Here is a 16,526-nt window from a genome sequence, read left to right as displayed (position 1 = left end):
TCCCTGATTCGGCCTGCGATGTAGGCGGACTACTGGTTGGCTTGGCTCCCAACGCTATTGGTTGGTGTGGGAGGTCGGTTCGTGGCGACGCGGGTGTTCGCGGATGAGGAGTTGGCGCGTCTGCGGGAGTTCCCCGAGATCGGGCGTGAGGAGTTGTTCCGGTTCTTCACGCTCTCGCCGGCAGATCTGGCGTTCGTCGATCCGGGGCGCGGGCGTGGTCCAGCGGATCGGCTCGGTATCGCGATCGCGTTGTGCACGTTGCCGTGGTTGGGGTTCGTGCCCGATCGGGTGGTGACCGCGCCGCCGGTCGCGGTAGCCCGGCTGGCCGAGCAGCTGCGCGTCGACGGCACCGAGATTCGTTCCTACGGCCGCCGTGCGCAGACCCGCACCGATCACCTGCGCCTGGTCGCCCAGTATCTGGGCTGGCGCGCTGCCGGTGCGCTCGAACTCAAGGAACTCGACGAGTTCCTGCTCGCGCGGGCAATGGAACACGATTCCCCGACCCTGCTGTTCCGGCTCGGGTGCGAGTACCTGATCTCGGCGCGGGTGATCCGCCCGGGCCCGGTGAGCATGGTCGAACGCATCGCCCACGCCCGCGAGCATGCCCAACGCGAAACCTACGACCGCCTGGCCCATGAGTTCACCCCGGCCCGGTGCGCCGAGCTGGACGCGCTGCTGACCGTCGACGCCTCGCTGGGGGTGTCGCGGTTGCGGTGGCTGTCGACCGGTCCGGTGGAGGCGTCTGCGGCCGCGGTGCGCGCCGAGGTCGACAAGCTGGCGTTCCTGCGCGGACTGGGCGCCGATCGCCTCGACATGTCGGTGCTGCCCGCCGAGCGGCGCCGGTTCCTGGCCACGATGGGCCGCCGACTCACCCCGCAAGCCTTGGAACGCCGCGACCCGCAGCGCCGGTATCCGATCCTGCTCACCGTGTTGGCCCAGTCCGGCACCGACGTCCTCGACGAGGTCGTGGCGTTGTTCGACCAGGCGATCTCGGCGAAATTCGGTGCCGCCGAACGCCGGATGCAAGCCGAGCTCGCCGAACGCGGCAAGTCCGGGGAGGACCGCCAGGCCCTGCTCGACGACCTGCTGGCGATCGTGACCGATCCGGCGGTCGCCGATGAGGAGATCGGCGCGCTGATCCGCGGCGAGAAGATCGGCTGGGAACCCCTGCGGGCGGCGCTCGCGCAGGCCAAACCCCGGCTGCCCCGCGATCACGGGCATCTCGCGGCGCTGGATTCCTCCTACAACTACCTGCGCCAGTTCACCCCCGCAGTGCTGGCGACGGTGGGTTTCGCGGGTGGGACCGCGGCCAGTGAGCTGCTGATCGCGGTCGCGATGCTGCGCGAGCTCAACGCCACCGACCGGCGCAAGGTCTTCGACGAGGCACCGACCGGGTTCGTGCCCACGAAGTGGCGCGGCTACCTCGATCAGGCGCGAAAGTCCGGTAGCGCCACCGCGTATCGGCACTACTGGGAGCTGTGCGTGCTGCTCGGGCTACGCGACGGGCTGCGCAGCGGCGATGTGTACGTGCCGGGCTCGCGCCGCTATGCCGACCCGGCCGCCTACCTGCTCACCGGGCAGCAGTGGGAACCACAACGCGAGGAGTTCTGCCGTTTGGTTGGGCGCTCAGCCGATCCCGGCGTCGCCCTGGCCTCCGTGGTCGAAGAACTGCACGTCGCGGTCGACGAGCTGGAGGCGCTGCTCGCCGAGGGCGAGGGCCCGGTGCGCCTGGACGGCGAGTCCGGAGACCTGATCATCTCCCCGCTGACCGCCGAAGACGTTCCGGCCGAAGCGATCGCGCTCAAGGCCGAGCTGACCGAGATGCTGCCATTCGCGCCGATCGTGTCGCTGTTGATCGAGCTGGACAAACACACCGGCTACCTGGACTGCTTCACCCACGCCGGCGGCCAGGCCACCCGCACCCCGGAGCTGAAACGCAACCTGATCGCGGTGCTGCTCGCGCACTCGACCAACCTCGGGTTGACCAGGATGGCCGAGGCATGCGGCATCTCCTACGACATCTTGTCCTGGACCGACGAATGGTACGTGCGCGAGGAGACCCTGCGCGCGGCGAATCTGGTGCTCATCGACTACCACCAGAAGCTGCCGCTGACCCCGGTGTTCGGTGCCGGGACGCTGTCGTCCAGCGATGGGCAGCGGTTCCCGACGCGGGGGAAGTCGACGACCGCGCGGCCGATGAGCCGCTACTTCGCCAACGAGGGCCTGTCGACCTACACCCACGTCACCGACCAGCACGCCACCTACGGCACCAAGGTGATCGTGGCGACCAAACGCGAAGCCCACTACGTGCTCGACGAAATCCTGGGTAATGCCACCGATCTGCCGATCACCGAACACGCCACCGACACCCACGGGGTCACCCTGGTCAACTTCGGGCTGTTCGACCTGCTCGGCATGCAGCTGTCCCCACGGATTCGGGACCTCGGTCGTATCACCCTGTACCGGCCGGGCCCGCGCGCCGACGCCGAGACCCGGTTCCCGCACGCGGGCCCGTTGATGACCCGCAAGGCCAACCTCGACCTGATCGCCGAGCACTGGGACGACCTGCTGCGGCTGGCCGGATCGTTGAAGTTCGGGCACGCCACCGCCTCCCTGCTGGTCGGCAAGCTCTCGGCGTCGGGGCGCCAGAACACCTTGGCCGCAGCGTTGAAGGAGTACGGGGCGTTGCGGCGCACCATCTACGCCGCGAAATACCTCTCCGATCCGGACTACCGGCGCAAGATCGCCCGCCAGCTCAACAAGGGCGAATCCCTGCACGCGCTGCGCCGCGACCTGCTCTACGCGCACGAGGGGATGATCCGGGCCCGCCAGCTCGCCGACCAGACAGAGCAAGCCTGGTGCCTGACCCTGGCCACCAACGCCGTGATCGCCTGGACCACCGAGTATTACGGGCTCGCCGTCGAACAGATGCGCCGGGCCGGGCAGCGCATCGACGACGAGGTCCTGGCCCACATCAGCCCCGCCCACAGCGCCAACATCAATTTCTTCGGCGCGATCGAGGTCGACATCGACGCCGAACTCGCCGCACTCGGCCCAACCGGATATCGGCCGTTGCGGGTCCGCGACACCCTGTTCTGATCGCTGCCTCGGGCGGGATCCATAGGGCTTGCAGGTGTAGAGCGCGTCCGTGGTCACGACGGTCGCGCCGAGGGCATAGCGCAGTGTCGGCGTCCATCTCGGGCATCGGCTCCGGATCCGACTGGCGAGCCCGACATATGCAGAAGTCAGGACTTACTGCGTGCGAAAAGAATCGCTTGCTGAGCTTTCGCGTCCGGGTCGAGCAGCATCTGAGCCTCGACCACGAATCCGGCATCGCGCAGCCAGGATGCCACCTGGTCAGGCTGACGGCGGTGGACATGAACATTCATCGGGTGACCGCCATAGCCGTCCGTCTTCAACAACGACTCGTCGCCGACGTGAAACAGGAGCTGCAGCGGTCCGCCGGGACGCAATGCTCGGCGGAAGTGCCCGAACACGGTCGGCACCTCGTCGTCAGGGATGTGGATCAACGACTGCCAGGCGAGCAGGCCTGCCATCGAAGCGTCGGGGAGGTCCAGGTCCGTCATCGAGCCCACCTCGAACCGCAGGCCGGGGTGGTCGCGCCGGGCCACGTCGATCATCGCCGGGGAGAGGTCGACACCGAAGGCGTCGACACCGAGCTCATGTAGGTGGGCGGTGACTTCACCGGGGCCGCAGCCGACGTCCGCGACCGGCCCGCCGCCAGCGACCCGCACGCTGTCGGCGAACAACGCCAGAGCCGCGCGAAGGTACTGGTGTCCGGCGAGGGCGCCGCGCACTTGGTCGGCATAGCTGACCGCGACCGTGTCATAAGAGGTGCGGGTGTCGGCCAACCAGTCATTCGTGGTCATGACCGGCACGATATTCCATGATCACGACCTCGTGGACGGCCGACGCAGAGAGAACCGATCATCGCCCTGAACTCCGCCGCGTTTCCGCGGACCGCAATGCAGGAGAGCACACCATGGCGCTGGCCACCGAACAGCGCCGCCGTAACAAGCCGGCATCCGTGCTGCGATAATGTCGTCAAATGGCCCTTTGACGACACCCATCGGGGGCGGCTCCCGGGCCGCGTGGATCGTGCGGAAACAGCACTCCCGATCCATTGCCGTCCGTTCCGTATTGACGACAGGGTTTGACGACAGATAGAACGGTGAACGGAGAGCAACCGGATCGAAAGAAGGGGCGCTGCGGTCATGGCCGAACTCGTCTACACGCGGGTCTCCACCGACGAGCAAAGCACCGTGCGCCAGACCCACCTGCTCGCCGAGGCCGGTCTCGTCGACGGCGCGCACGGTGTGCGACTGTTCGCCGATCCGGCCACCTCATCCAAGATCCCCGCGCTGCACCGCGACGGCTTCCGCGAGCTCGCCCGATACGCGCGCCCCGGCGACCGGCTCACCGTGTCCGAGCTCTATCGGTTGTGCCGCGACCTCGCCGACATCCTCGCCGTGCGCGACTGGTGCCAGCGGCACCAGGTGAAACTGCGGGTGCTCTCCGGCGCGCTGTCGGGCATCACCGACCTGGCCGCCGCCGACGCGACCACCACCATGCTGGTCAACGTGCTCATCTCGGTCGGCCAGTTCCAGCGCGACCTGCAAAACGAACTCACCCGCGAGGGCCTGGCAGCCGCCCGCGCCAACGGTGCGATATCGGGGCGCCGCCCCCAGGTCGCCACGAACGGGGACCTCGAACAAGTCCGCCGCCAATATCGAGAAGGCGCCAGCATCGCCGCCCTCGCCCGACAACACCGAGTCAGCCGCGTCGCGATCCGCACCGCACTCGCCGACCTGCTGCCCGACCGGCCCGAACAACCCGCCCCCACCGATATCGACGAACCCCGCCCGATCCGAATCGAGATCCCGGGCAAGCTCGCCCACCACCTCACCGCCCACACCGCCGACCTCGGCGAAACCGAACGCCACGCCCTACGCGACGGCCGGCAGATACGGCGAGGCCAGGGCTACAGCCTGCACGTCACTGCCCCACCACACATCCACCAGGCACTGCTGGCCGCCGCCGAACCCCTCGCACACAGCACCGCGGCCGCCGACCGCAAGGCATATCGGATCTACCGCGACCGCCTCACCCAACAACCCCCGGCCTGACCGGCACCCAGCGCGCGTAACCCGCCTCTACCAGCGGGTTACGCCATATCCGCCCGAAATTCGGCCGATACTACGGCGACCCCATATCCGTTGGTTTTTCGGCGGTTACTACCGGAACCCCCAGGTGACGGAATCCAGGGGGTAAGGATGTTGGCCAGCACGGTTCGCCGTTGCTGTCCGATACCTTCGGCATGAGTGTGGACAAGATTTCGCGCGGTAGGTTGGCACCATGGCCTCCATTCGGCATGAAGTCATCATTGATGCGTCGCCACAACATGTTTGGGATGTCGTGCGCGACGTGGGCGCCGTTCACAAGCGGCTACTGCCCGGCCGAGTTCTCGATACCCGCATCGACGGAGTACAGCGGTTCCTGACGTTCCCCGACGGACATGTCGTCCGGGAGCTGATCGTTTCGAGCGATGACCAAGCCCGCCGGTTGGCCTACTCCGTGGTCGAGGGATCCAGGCCCGCACTGGATCACCATCATGCCTCATTCGAGGTGCGGGACGAGGGGAAGCAAGCTCGGCTCATCTGGATCAGCGACATCCTGCCCGACGCCTTCGCACCAGAAATCCGGATCCGGACCGAGTTGGGTATCGCGGAGATGAAGAGGGCGATCGAGGCCACAGCCACGCACGGCTGCTAGCCGAACCGGGCGTCCGACATTCGGGACCGTCCCGTGTCATCAGCGGTTCCTGCCCGGTATTCGTTGCGCCGGTGCCGCGATATCGGCCGTTGTCCGGTGCAAGAGCAGCGACGTACGCGGGATCTCGAGGCAGTCCGGTTTCAGCGTTCGAGAGGACGGAGCCCGATCAACGTCCGGGCACTGGCGTAGGTGTAGCGCCCCTTCCCGTGTGCGGCGAGTTGACCGGGTTCGGTGAGGGCATCGGGATCGGCGTTCACAGCGAGAAACGGAATGTCCCACGCAATGGCGCCGGTACGCGGGTCGACCGCCCAGAGTCCGGTGTGGTCGGAAAGGACAACGGTGTGTCCATCCCATCCCTGGAAGGTGCCGAAGCGAGTGGTCTCGGTCCGCCACAGCCGGTGCCCGGTGCGTAAGTCCAGGCCGGTTGTGGTGTGCGCGTCGATGTCTCGCAGCAGTGCGATGTCGCCGAGAATTGCCGCCGCGGTGCCGGTCGCGGCATTGATGTTGTATTCGTTGGTCTCCCGGGGTACGGAAATCAGGTCGGAGCTGCGCCATCTCGGGCTGCCGGTGCGGCGGTCATGGGCGCTGTCGCCGAGTAGGACGGGGATGGTTTCGTCGGTGGGGAGGTCGATCGAAAGGGTCTGGGCGACTTCGCTATCGGTGGCGGCAATGGTGCGGCCCGTGCGGTCGAGGATGGTGCTGCCGGTGATCCTGTAACCGCGGCATTCGGTTCGGGTGTGCACGACCAATGCGCCGCTGGTTGCGTCGGAGTCGGAGCATCCCTCCTGGGTCGCGCTCCAGGTCGGCTTCCCGCTGGTGAGGTCGAACCCGGCGAGATCGATGCCGAGGGTGAATACACCCTGGCCGTGGGACACATCCAAGGCGTCGGCGGGCAGATCTTCCCACGCGGTACCCATGCTGAACGCCTGGGACCAGTACGCATCCGGATCGGCGAGCGTTCCCGCATGGACGCGCACGTCATCGGATTCGACGTCACCCTCGGCGACATACACGCGATCGTCGAGTGTCGCGATGGCGAAGGGAAGCCAATTCGTCGGCGTGCGCGCGACCTCGCCGGTGGCAACGTCGTATCCGATCATTGCTTGGTCGGAGGTGAAGCATACGACCTGGTCGTCGACAGGGGTTGGCCCGCAACCGCGCAGGTCCGCGGCGGGGGTCCGCCAGCGCTGTGCACCGGTGCCGGCGTCGATGCCGACCAGCACAGGATCGCGCAAGTACATGCCATCGTCCGGCACACCGACCACCGTCACCAGCGTATCCCCCGCGTCGACAAATCCTGCTCCACCGGTATCGAATTCGGTGCCCGCCCTGGGGTCGCGGAACTCCGCGCGTGCTCGCCCGTAGGCGGCGGCGCTTGTCGACCACGCGAGGCCCGGAGCGGAATCCGCGGTGCCGGTGATCTTGCGCGTGCTGTCCTCGGGTTGTGAGAGGACCACCACCGCACCGGCGCTGGTGATTACGGCCGCCGTGGCGGCGAGCACGAGGTTGCGAAGCCCGGGGACCGTTCTCATCGCGACACCTCGAGGCCCGGATGCAGAGCGATCTCCTCGAGTAGCGCGAACGGCAGAGGCTCGGCGGGGGCGTCGGCGGAGGTGACCTGGATCCGTGTCCCGGACTGGCGGGTGACGCTGACAGTGCGGGTCGTTCGCGGCGACGGCGACGGGCTCCATCAGCGTGCTTCGCCATTCGCGGGTCTCGACCACCGCCCCGTCCGGCAGCCGCCGTGCCTCCACATGGGTCGCGCCATCGTTCGATGAAGTATCAGGCTCCTGCGGGAGGGGCTGTCCGGTGCTGATCGCGACGCTCAACTGCGATTGCCGGCCGGGTGTGGTTACTCGAACCGCCTGGCACACCCCGCCCGTGCCCGCTGGTAGCAGCACCCCCAACGGCCGGTCGAGGGTCAAGCCGTCGAGCGGAATCTGTGCCAGCACCGCGTCCCACCGGCGGGCCTGGGCCTGATCGATCACAGCGGAGGATTCCGAGCCGATATGGCAGGACTCGGGCGGGCTCGGTGTTCCGGGTGGAACAGGCGCGCTGACGCGGAGTCCGGGGGCGGTGACGAGCGCGACGAGATCATCGTTGGTCAGGGGGACGGCTCGGGCACGGCCGGTTCCGTCCGTGGCATCATCGGTCGCGTTCGCGTGGGCGACGGATCCGTCGGGCAGATAACCGGTGGCGGTGCGCGAAAGGGTACGAATCCCATTCGTCTCGTACCAGGTGTCATCGGTATCGACGATCGTGCCGTCGGGGAGGTGTCGCCTCTCGTCGAGGTTTCCGGCGACGCACCGCGGGATCGGCGTGGTGGACTTCCGAACGGTCACCGACAGCATGCCCGCTCGATCGCCGCGCAGCAGCGTGGCGTGCGCAGTGGTCCAACCGCCGAGTCCCTTATCCTCCGCGGGATCGCCGAGGATCGGTTGGAACACCAGCGAGCGATCCACCGATGCGAAGGCGATCTCGACATCACCGGGGAGCGCATCCTGTAGCGCCTGCGTCATCGCAACGGCCTTGGGGCCGGAAAACCACGGATAGGACGGATTGTCGTATCCGTGCGTGTCGAAGTAGGCCATCCCGATGGATTGCCCTTGCTGTGGGGGCTCGACGACATCACAACCCGGGATCTCCACCGGAAACGTGACCGGCGGAGTGACATAGGAGTATTCGGCCGGATCCGGCGGCTCTGCCGTGGTGGGGGTGACCGGTGCGGTCGTCGACTCCAGCTCCGGCTCGTGCAGCAGCCCGGCGATGAGAAAACCGGTCGCCACGATCGATACGCAGGTCAGACCCACCGTCCATCGGGTGACAGCGGGGGAAGGCGCGGTCGGGTCCTTGTCGTCACCGGTTTCCATGTCCTGCATTGTGTCTGCCCTTACCGACATGCCCCACTCGTAGAGGAGTATCGGATGACAGCCATTTCTCTTCACCAGCAGCTCGAGACGCTCGTACGAGAGCTAGCGGTCTGTCAGCAACGACACCACGCCCGCAGATTTCGCGGCTACCCAATCGCACGGCAACCCATCAGGCGCGACTGCCTCGCGCTCGATGGGTTGCCCGCCGCTACCGGCGTCATCAGCCACGTTCACCAGCATTCGATGACCGGTTCGCCGGAGACGCTCAGCGACCCGGCGATCTCGGCATGGGCTTGTCCGGGGAAGCGACCGAAAAACGGGCCCTATGCGGCCGTTCCGCGCGCGGAGTGAGCGCGCGGCTTGGCGCGCGACCCACCTTGCGCCGCACTGCCGTTGCGACGGCCGCTGCCTTGGCGCGGTCGGCCACCGCCCCTGCGCGGTCCGCCACTGCTACGGTACGGGCCGCCGCTGCTGCGGCGGTCGTCTTCACGTGCCGCCCGCTCGCTGTAGGAGGGGGCGACGAATGGGGCAATCGTGCCGACGAGCTCGGCTACCACGGGCGAATCGGCGGTGACCCGCTGCGGGGTCACAGTGATCTTGGCCTTGCGCATGAGGTCGGCCAGGTCGCGTCGTTCGCTGGGCAGCACCAGGGTGATCACTTCACCGGAGTTGCCTGCCCGCGCGGTACGGCCCGAACGGTGCAGGTACGCCTTGTGTTCGGCGGGCGGATCAACGTGCACGACCAGCTCGACACCGTCGACGTGCACGCCGCGCGCGGCCACATCGGTCGCCACCAGCACCAGGGCATCACCGGCGGCGAAGACCGCGAGGTTGCGGTCGCGGGCGCCCTGCGAGAGGTTGCCGTGCAGATCGACGGCCGGAATTCCGGCGAGGGTCAGCTGCTTGGCCAGTTTGCGAGCCTGATGTTTGGTGCGCATGAACAGGATTCGCCGACCCGAGCCGGAGGCCAGCCGGTGTACGACCTCGCGCTTGGCTTCGACGCTCGCGGTTTCGAAAACGTGATGTGTCATGGCGGCGACCGGGGAGTTCGCCTCATCGACGGAATGCAGCTTGGCGTCCGGCAGGAAGCGGCTGACCAGCTTGTTGACCCCGTTGTCCAGGGTGGCCGAGAACAGCAGGCGCTGACCGTCATTCGGGGTGGCCGCGAGAATGCGGGTCACGCCTGGCAGGAACCCGAGGTCGGCCATGTGGTCGGCCTCGTCGATCACGGTGACCTCGACGGCATCCAGCGAGATCAGACGTTGGTTCATCAGATCCTCGAGCCGGCCGGGGCAGGCGACGACTATGTCGATACCGGCGCGCAGCGCCCGGACCTGCCGGTTCTGCGGGACCCCACCGAAAATCGTGGTGACGGTCATGCGATAGGCCGCGGCGAGGGGTTCCAGCGCGGCCGTGATCTGGCTGGCCAATTCCCGAGTCGGCGCCAGCACCAGGCCGGTCGGGCGGCTCGGTGCGCGTCTACCGGCGAGACCGCCGCCGAGACGGTTGACCATCGGGATGGCGAAGGCGAGCGTCTTGCCGCTGCCGGTTCGGCCACGGCCAAGCACGTCGCGGCCGGCCAGCGAATCGGGCAGGGTGTCGGTCTGGATCGGAAAAGGTTCGGTGATCCCGGCGCGAGTCAACGCCTTCACCAGCGGGGCGCTCACGCCGAGCGCGGCGAAAGAGATGTCAGCAGAACTCATAGGTGGTGCGGTGCCTTTCGGACATCAGGTGGTGCCCGAGCCGTCTGTGGACCTTCCGGGTCCGCGCCGGGGGCACGAAATGGCGAGATTGCCGATGGGCAAAATCGATCGCCGTAAGAAGAGCGGATGCGGCAAGCGCTGGTTGCGAATGCGATCTACGACGCTTGGCGTGACTTGTCACGCACTCGATCGACAATAGCCTGTGATGGGCGGTTCGTACGCATCGGGTGAGGTTTCTCGCCTCTGGCCAGGGTTGGGCCGCCAGTGTCATCTCCGCCAGAGGATAAATGGTCGCCACGCCACCGACCTGGTTCGCGGGCGTTATCGGAAGTCGTACGGTGGTCGGATGCTTGACGGTCAAGACTTGCCGAGTGTGGGGCGGCCGCGGAACCGCACAGTGGACAGAGCACTGCTCGACGCCGCTGCGCGGCTGATCGCGCAGCGTGGGTACGGCGCGCTCACCCTGCAAGCGGTGGCCGAAGAGGCGGCGACGACGCGACCGGCGCTGTACCGGCGTTACGCGGACCGGGCCGAGTTGGTGGTCGCGGTCTTGATCGACCGCTACGGGGTACATCCCGGTTCGGAGGATCTGGGCGGTATCGAGGCGGAATTGTTCGCGATCCAGCGCCACCAGATGGAGTTGTTCACCGACGAAGTCTTGGGCAACGCATTGCCCGGCCTGCTCGACGACTTGTCGCGCAACGAGGCGCTCGCGGTCAGTTTCCATGAGCGATTTCTGCGGCCTCGCCGCAGATCCACCGCTTCCATCCTGGATCGGGCGGTGGCAAGGGGCGAGATAGCGCCGGGGACCGACCCGGAATGGATCTGCGATCTGATCACCGGGCCGATGATGATGCGTGCGCTGTTTCCGGCCGTCGGCCCCATCGATGAGCGTCTGGTACGGCTGACCGTGCGATCCGCGCTGGACGCCGTCGGATTCGCCAAGTGTGATTGACGCCACTCGGGAGCGCCACTACCCTCGCATCATTACGTTCCATTCTGTAATGAAAGGGGCTCGCCGTGCGCGCCGATGTGGAGTTCGCCAGTAAGGGTGTGACGTTGCGGGGGTGGCTGTACCGCCCGGCAGAGACAGTGGCTGACGCACCGCTGGTGGTGATGACGCACGGTTTCGCGGGAGTGAAGGAGTGGGTCGCCCCCTTCGCCGAAGTGCTGGCCGACGCGGGCCTCGCATGCCTGGTCTACGACCATCCCGGGTTCGGAACCTCCGACGGCGAGCCTCGTTTCGAGGTGGACCCGGTGGCGCAGATCGACGGATACCGGGATGCGATCACCTTCGCGCAGCAGCTCGAGGGCGTGGATGCGGAACGAATCGGGGTATGGGGGACGAGCTACGCGGGCGCGCATGTGCTCGTGGTGGCGGCCACGGACCGCCGGGTCCGCGCCGTGGTGTCGCAGGTGCCCCTGACTCGAGGCTGGGCGACCTTCACGCGATTGGTTCCGGCGGTGCAACTGCCCCTCGTGCACGAGGCGATCGCCGACGATCGGGAGCAGCGCTTCGCCGGCGCATCGCATGCCACGATCAAGGCGGCGTCGGACGATCCATCGGAACTGGTTGCCATGCCCGGCGCAGAGGTTTACCGGTGGCTCATGGACAACGGGCCTCAGGTTCCCACTTGGCGTAACGAAGTGACGGTCTCGAGTATCGATAAGTTCCAGTCCTACGCTCCCGAAGCCTTCATCAGCCGGGTCTCACCCACCCCGCTGCTGATGATCGTTGCCGCGAACGACACCCTCACACCGACCGAGCTGGCGTTGCAGAGCTACGCCGAGGCGTTGGAACCCAAGCAGCTCGAACTGATCGAGGGGGGCCATTTCTCGGTGTACGAGGAACAGTTCGGCCAGGCATCGACCGCCGCGCGCGACTTCTTCGTTCGCCACCTGCGCAAGTGACCCCCCGGGCAGTGGGTGATCGGCACGTGCCGCGGCCTGATCGCCCTCCGGGATCCGCCGCCGGCGCCACTCGGCGTGTTGCCCTGCCCGGAGCCCCTGTGCTCGAGGAACGATCGTGGGCCGCTCAGGCGTCGAGGTCGGCGGCAACCAGTGCGGCGACCTTGTCCAGAGCGGCTTGGTCATCACTGCTGACCACGACCGGGGTGCCCTGAGTGGCGCCGAGAGTCATGATCATCAGCGCCGAGCCCGCGTCGACCGGATCGCCGCCGGCGAGCGAGAGGGTGACGGTAACGCCCGCGGCCTGGACAGCTTCGGCGATGATGTTGGCGGGACGGGCGTGCAGGCCGATGGACGAGCCGACTTCGACGGTTGTCTGCAGCATGGGAACTCCTTTTCGGGGGGATTATCCAGCGGTGACGGTGGCGGGGGAGGACACGGTGGATCGGGTGCGGACCAGTTCTTTGGCGACCGTCACGCAGAGCGCGCCGACGAGCGTGCCCGCGGCGAGCGCGGCGAGGAACCACAGGATGTGGCCGACGGCGAAGAAGACGAAGATGCCGCCGTGCGGTGCGCTGAGCGTGGTTCCGGTGGCCATGATCAGCGCTCCGCTGACCGCGCCGCCCGTCATCATGGACGGGATGACGCGCAGCGGGTCGGCAGCGGCGAACGGAATGGCGCCCTCGGAGATGAACGACGCCCCCAGTAGCCAAGCCGCCTTGCCGTTCTCGCGTTCGGCGGTGGTGAACAGCCGGGGTCTGATCGTGGTGGCCAGCGCCATCGCCAGCGGCGGCACCATGCCCGCGGCCATCACCGCGGCCATGATGCGCAGTGACGCGGTATCGGTGACGGCCAGTCCGGCCACAGCGAACGAGTAGGCGGCCTTGTTGACCGGACCGCCGAGATCGAAGCACATCATCAAGCCGAGGATGACTCCCAGCGCGACGGCGGACGTGCCGGACAGCCCGTTGAGCCAGTTGGTGAGTCCGCTGGTCACCGCGGCGAGTGGCTTGCCGAGCAGAATGAACATGGCCGCGCCGACGATCAGCGACGCGAACAGCGGGATCACCACTACCGGCATCAGGCCCCTGGCCCACCGCGGCACCGCGAAGCGCGCGATCCACAGCGCCGCGAACCCGGCGATCAGCCCGCCGACCAGACCGCCGAGGAATCCGGCCCCGACGAACACTGCGACCGCTCCCGCGGTGAAACCCGGTGCGAGGCCGGGGCGGTCGGCGACGGCGAAGGCGATGTAGCCCGACAGCGCGGGCACGAGGAAACCGAATGCAAGCGAACCGAGTTGGAACATCACCGCGCCGAGATAGGTGGCCAGACCGCCATCGGGCAACGCCGTCAGCGAGTTGTCCAGGACGATGGCCTTGGCATTGTCGGCGATCTCGTAGCCTCCGAGCAGGAAGCCGAGCGCGATGAGCAGGCCACCCGCCGCGACGAACGGAATCATGTAGCTGACGCCGGTCAGCAGAATCTGGCGCAGTCGGGTCCCCCAGCCGAGGGCTTCCGGTTTCTCGGCGGGGAAGGGCTTTTCGTCGGGCGCGCGGCCGGCGACGGTATCGGCGCCGGGATCGTCCGCGGCGCGCAGGGCGTCGGCGATCATCGCGTCCGGCTCGTTGATCGCCCGTTTGACCCCGGAGGCCACCACGGGCTTGCCCGCGAACCGGTCGCGCCCGCGCACGCCGACGTCGGTGGCGAATACCACCGCGGCGGCGGACGCGATGACCGAGTCACCGAGGGGGGTGCTGCCGCTGGACCCCTGCGTTTCCACGTGCACGGTGATACCGGCGCGTTTACCTGCGGCGACGAGGGCATCGGCGGCCATGTAGGTGTGTGCGATCCCGGTCGGGCATGCGGTGACCGCGACGATGGTGCGCTCGGCAGCCGGTGCCTCGTGCCCGCGTGCCGTACCCGCGGGAGTGTTCGCCGCGGCGGTGATGGTGCGCGGCGTCGTAGCGGTAGCCGGTGCGTCGAGCACACCCTCGACCGAGGCCACGATGTCGGCGGGCGTCGCCGCCGCGCGCAGCTCGCCGATGAACTCGGGCTTCACCAGCGCACGCGCCAGGCTGGACAGTAGTTTCATGTGCTCGGCCCCCGCGCCCTCCGGCGCGGCGATCAGGAAGACGAGGTCGGCGGGACCGTCCGGGGCTCCGAAATCGACCGGCGAGGCGAGCCGGGCGAACGCGAGAGTTGCTTCGGTGACGGTCGCGGCGCGGCAGTGCGGAATCGCGATCCCACCGGGAAGTCCGGTCGCGGACTGGGCTTCCCGGGCGAGCGCCGCGTCGCGCAGTGCCGCCGCCTGCTGCGCACGGCCGGTTTCGGCCAGGCGTTCGGCGAGTGCGGCGATCACCAGCTCCTTGGCGGGGCCGAGATCGGCGTCGAGGGTGATCAGATCCTCGGAGATGATCGAGTCGGCCACCATGGCCTCCTTCAGATGTTGTGCAGGGCGTCCAGTGCCGTGACGGAGACGGCGTCGAGATCGATGTCATGCGGTCCGGGTACGCCGGTACCGGGAAGTGCTGCGGCAGCGCTGCCGTAGGCGACCGCGCGGCGCAACTGTTCGGCGGGCTCGGCACCGTCGAGGTCGGCGAGCAGGTAACCGGCCAAGGCCGAATCCCCCGCACCGACCGTGCTGCGCGGTGTCATGCTCGGTGCTGGCGCATACCAGGCGCCATCCGGGGTGACCAAGACGGCCCCCGCCTTGCCGAGAGTCGCGAGAACCGCCCGGACGCCACGTTCGACCAGCGTCGCGGCGGCACGCGCGGCGGCCACCGGATCCTCCAGGTCGGCGGGGTCGGCGCCGGTGAGCTGACCGAGTTCCTCGACGTTCGGTTTCAGCAACCTCGGCGGGTGGGAACCAAAGGTGGCGGCGACCGCCCGCAGCGGCGCATCCGAGGCGTCGATCGCCACCGGAATGCCGCGCAGCCGCCGCAGCAATGCGACGTACCAGTCGGCGGGCACTCCCGGCGGGAGCGAACCGGACAGCACCACCCAGGACGCGGCTCGGGCGAGGTCGTCGAGCGCCTCGGCCAGGGAAGCCGCGCAGGCAGCGGTCAGCGGGGGACCGGGTTCGTTGATCTTCGTCGTGGTTCCGTCGGTTTCCGCGATCGTGAGATTGGTCCGCGCCGTCCCTGGCATCGGGACAGCCCGGTAGGCGATGCCGGCGCTGCCCAGTTGCCGCAGCAGCGGGTCTTCGGTGTTGCCGGGCAGCACGGCCACGGTGGCGTGGCCCGCCGCGGCGACCACTCTCGACACGTTGACGCCCTTACCGCCGGGATGCGAACTCACAGAGGCGGCGCGGTGCACGGCGCCCCGGTGCAACGCCTCGGTCAGGGTCACCGTGCGGTCGATGCTGGGGTTCGCGGTCAGCGTGACGATCACGCCGTGACCACCTCGAGGCCGGACGCGCTGAGCTCGTTGCGCACCGAATCCGGCACGCCGGTGTCGGTGACCAGGGCGTCGACGTCCTCGATCTCGGCGAATCGCACCAGATCCTCGCGGCCGATCTTGGTGGAGTCGGCGACCACGACGACGCGGTGCGCGCTGGCCACCATGGCGCGCTTGATCGCGGCCTCGTCGATGTCCGGAGTGGACAGGCCGTGCGCGGTGGTGAGCGCGTTGGTTCCGAGGAAGCAGACGTCGACCCGCAGTTCGGCGAGCATGCGTTGGGTCTCCGGGCCGACGGCGGCCTGGGTGACGCCCCGCACGCGCCCGCCGAGCAGGTGCAACCGCACCGCGGCGTGCCCGCTGAGCCGCGCCGCGATCGGCACCGAGTTGGTGACCGCAACGAGCTCGCGGTCGGTGGGCAGCAGGGCGGCGATTCGTGCGGTGGTGGTGCCCGCGTCGAACAGGACGCTGCCGCCGGTGGGCGGCAGGAAGTCCAGAGCAGCCTTGGCGATGCGGTCCTTCTCCGCCGCGCGGGTGTGCTCGCGTTCGCCGGTGCCGAGTTCGATCGCGGTCAGCGCGGCGGCGGGCACCGCGCCGCCGTGTACACGTCTGATCAGGCCCATCCGGTCGAGGACCGCGAGATCGCGCCGGACCGTCTCGGTCGTGACGCCGTATTGGTCGGACAGCTCGGTGACCGACACGCGCCCTCGTTGCCCGACCAGCGTCGCGATGGCCTGCTGCCGTTCCTCGGCGTACATCCGACCTCCCGATTCGATGTTGGTTTATGTTGTTTTATATCTGACTGTGTTGCTTTGTCAATGGTTTGGCGTAGTCTGGATCACATCGATGGTCT

12 protein-coding genes are annotated in these 16,526 nt (G+C 68.0%); 5 read left to right on the top strand and 7 right to left on the bottom strand.

Features of this window, described 5'->3' with window-relative positions; all coding sequences use genetic code 11:
- Window positions 1-81: 81 nt before the first annotated feature.
- The gene (locus ACZ6DL_RS19890; protein ID WP_466052987.1) at window positions 82-3,099 is read left to right on the top strand and encodes a Tn3 family transposase; all 3,018 of its coding nucleotides are present in this window, start codon (window positions 82-84) and stop codon (window positions 3,097-3,099) included.
- A gap of 146 nt (window positions 3,100-3,245) precedes the next feature.
- Here ACZ6DL_RS19890 and ACZ6DL_RS19885 read toward each other — a convergent pair whose 3' ends face one another.
- Window positions 3,246-3,890, bottom strand: coding sequence for a class I SAM-dependent DNA methyltransferase (locus ACZ6DL_RS19885; protein WP_466052985.1), 645 nt, complete (start codon window positions 3,888-3,890; stop codon window positions 3,246-3,248).
- A 345-nt stretch (window positions 3,891-4,235) separates the two neighbouring features.
- Between ACZ6DL_RS19885 and ACZ6DL_RS19880 the strand changes: the two genes are divergently transcribed.
- A complete protein-coding gene (locus ACZ6DL_RS19880; protein ID WP_466052983.1) occupies window positions 4,236-5,147 on the top strand; it encodes a recombinase family protein in 912 nt (303 codons plus the stop codon).
- A gap of 229 nt (window positions 5,148-5,376) precedes the next feature.
- Window positions 5,377-5,793: an SRPBCC family protein gene (locus ACZ6DL_RS19875; RefSeq protein ID WP_466052981.1), complete on the top strand. Its 417-nt coding sequence runs from the start codon at window positions 5,377-5,379 to the stop codon at window positions 5,791-5,793.
- Window positions 5,794-5,933: 140 nt separating this feature from the next.
- On the opposite strand, the gene ACZ6DL_RS19870 is transcribed toward ACZ6DL_RS19875, so the two are convergent.
- Together ACZ6DL_RS19870 and ACZ6DL_RS19865 are read right to left on the bottom strand one after the other, a co-directional pair.
- Window positions 5,934-8,663, bottom strand: a complete 2,730-nt coding sequence (locus tag ACZ6DL_RS19870) for an outer membrane protein assembly factor BamB family protein (RefSeq protein WP_466052979.1) — start codon at window positions 8,661-8,663, stop codon at window positions 5,934-5,936.
- Window positions 8,664-8,986: 323 nt separating this feature from the next.
- A complete protein-coding gene (locus tag ACZ6DL_RS19865) occupies window positions 8,987-10,366 on the bottom strand; it encodes a DEAD/DEAH box helicase (protein ID WP_466052977.1) in 1,380 nt (459 codons plus the stop codon).
- A 397-nt stretch (window positions 10,367-10,763) separates the two neighbouring features.
- Between ACZ6DL_RS19865 and ACZ6DL_RS19860 the strand changes: the two genes are divergently transcribed.
- Together ACZ6DL_RS19860 and ACZ6DL_RS19855 are read left to right on the top strand one after the other, a co-directional pair.
- Window positions 10,764-11,321 (top strand): TetR/AcrR family transcriptional regulator, encoded by a 558-nt coding sequence (locus ACZ6DL_RS19860; protein ID WP_466052975.1) that lies wholly within the window; start codon window positions 10,764-10,766, stop codon window positions 11,319-11,321.
- Window positions 11,322-11,386: 65 nt separating this feature from the next.
- Entirely contained in the window at window positions 11,387-12,277 is an 891-nt protein-coding gene (locus ACZ6DL_RS19855) for an alpha/beta hydrolase (RefSeq protein ID WP_466052974.1), read from the top strand.
- 124 nt (window positions 12,278-12,401) lie between these two features.
- Here the strand turns inward: ACZ6DL_RS19855 and ACZ6DL_RS19850 are convergent, their stop codons facing one another.
- From ACZ6DL_RS19850 to ACZ6DL_RS19835, 4 genes are read right to left on the bottom strand one after another with little or no spacing between them, the layout of a single operon-like run.
- Complete coding sequence (locus tag ACZ6DL_RS19850) at window positions 12,402-12,659, bottom strand: HPr family phosphocarrier protein (protein WP_466052973.1); 258 nt, start codon at window positions 12,657-12,659, stop codon at window positions 12,402-12,404.
- A gap of 21 nt (window positions 12,660-12,680) precedes the next feature.
- Complete coding sequence (locus ACZ6DL_RS19845) at window positions 12,681-14,705, bottom strand: PTS fructose transporter subunit IIABC (protein ID WP_466052971.1); 2,025 nt, start codon at window positions 14,703-14,705, stop codon at window positions 12,681-12,683.
- Between the two features lie 11 nt (window positions 14,706-14,716).
- Window positions 14,717-15,667 (bottom strand): 1-phosphofructokinase, encoded by a 951-nt coding sequence (gene pfkB / locus ACZ6DL_RS19840; protein WP_466052969.1) that lies wholly within the window; start codon window positions 15,665-15,667, stop codon window positions 14,717-14,719.
- Window positions 15,664-16,431, bottom strand: coding sequence for a DeoR/GlpR family DNA-binding transcription regulator (locus ACZ6DL_RS19835; protein ID WP_063051310.1), 768 nt, complete (start codon window positions 16,429-16,431; stop codon window positions 15,664-15,666). The genes pfkB and ACZ6DL_RS19835 overlap by 4 nt, the downstream gene beginning before the upstream one ends.
- Window positions 16,432-16,526: the final 95 nt, after the last annotated feature.

It is taken from the genome of Nocardia sp. NPDC041819 (assembly GCF_055590505.1).
Note: the sequence above shows the minus strand (reverse complement) of the source record. Positions and strands in the feature narration are given on the sequence as shown.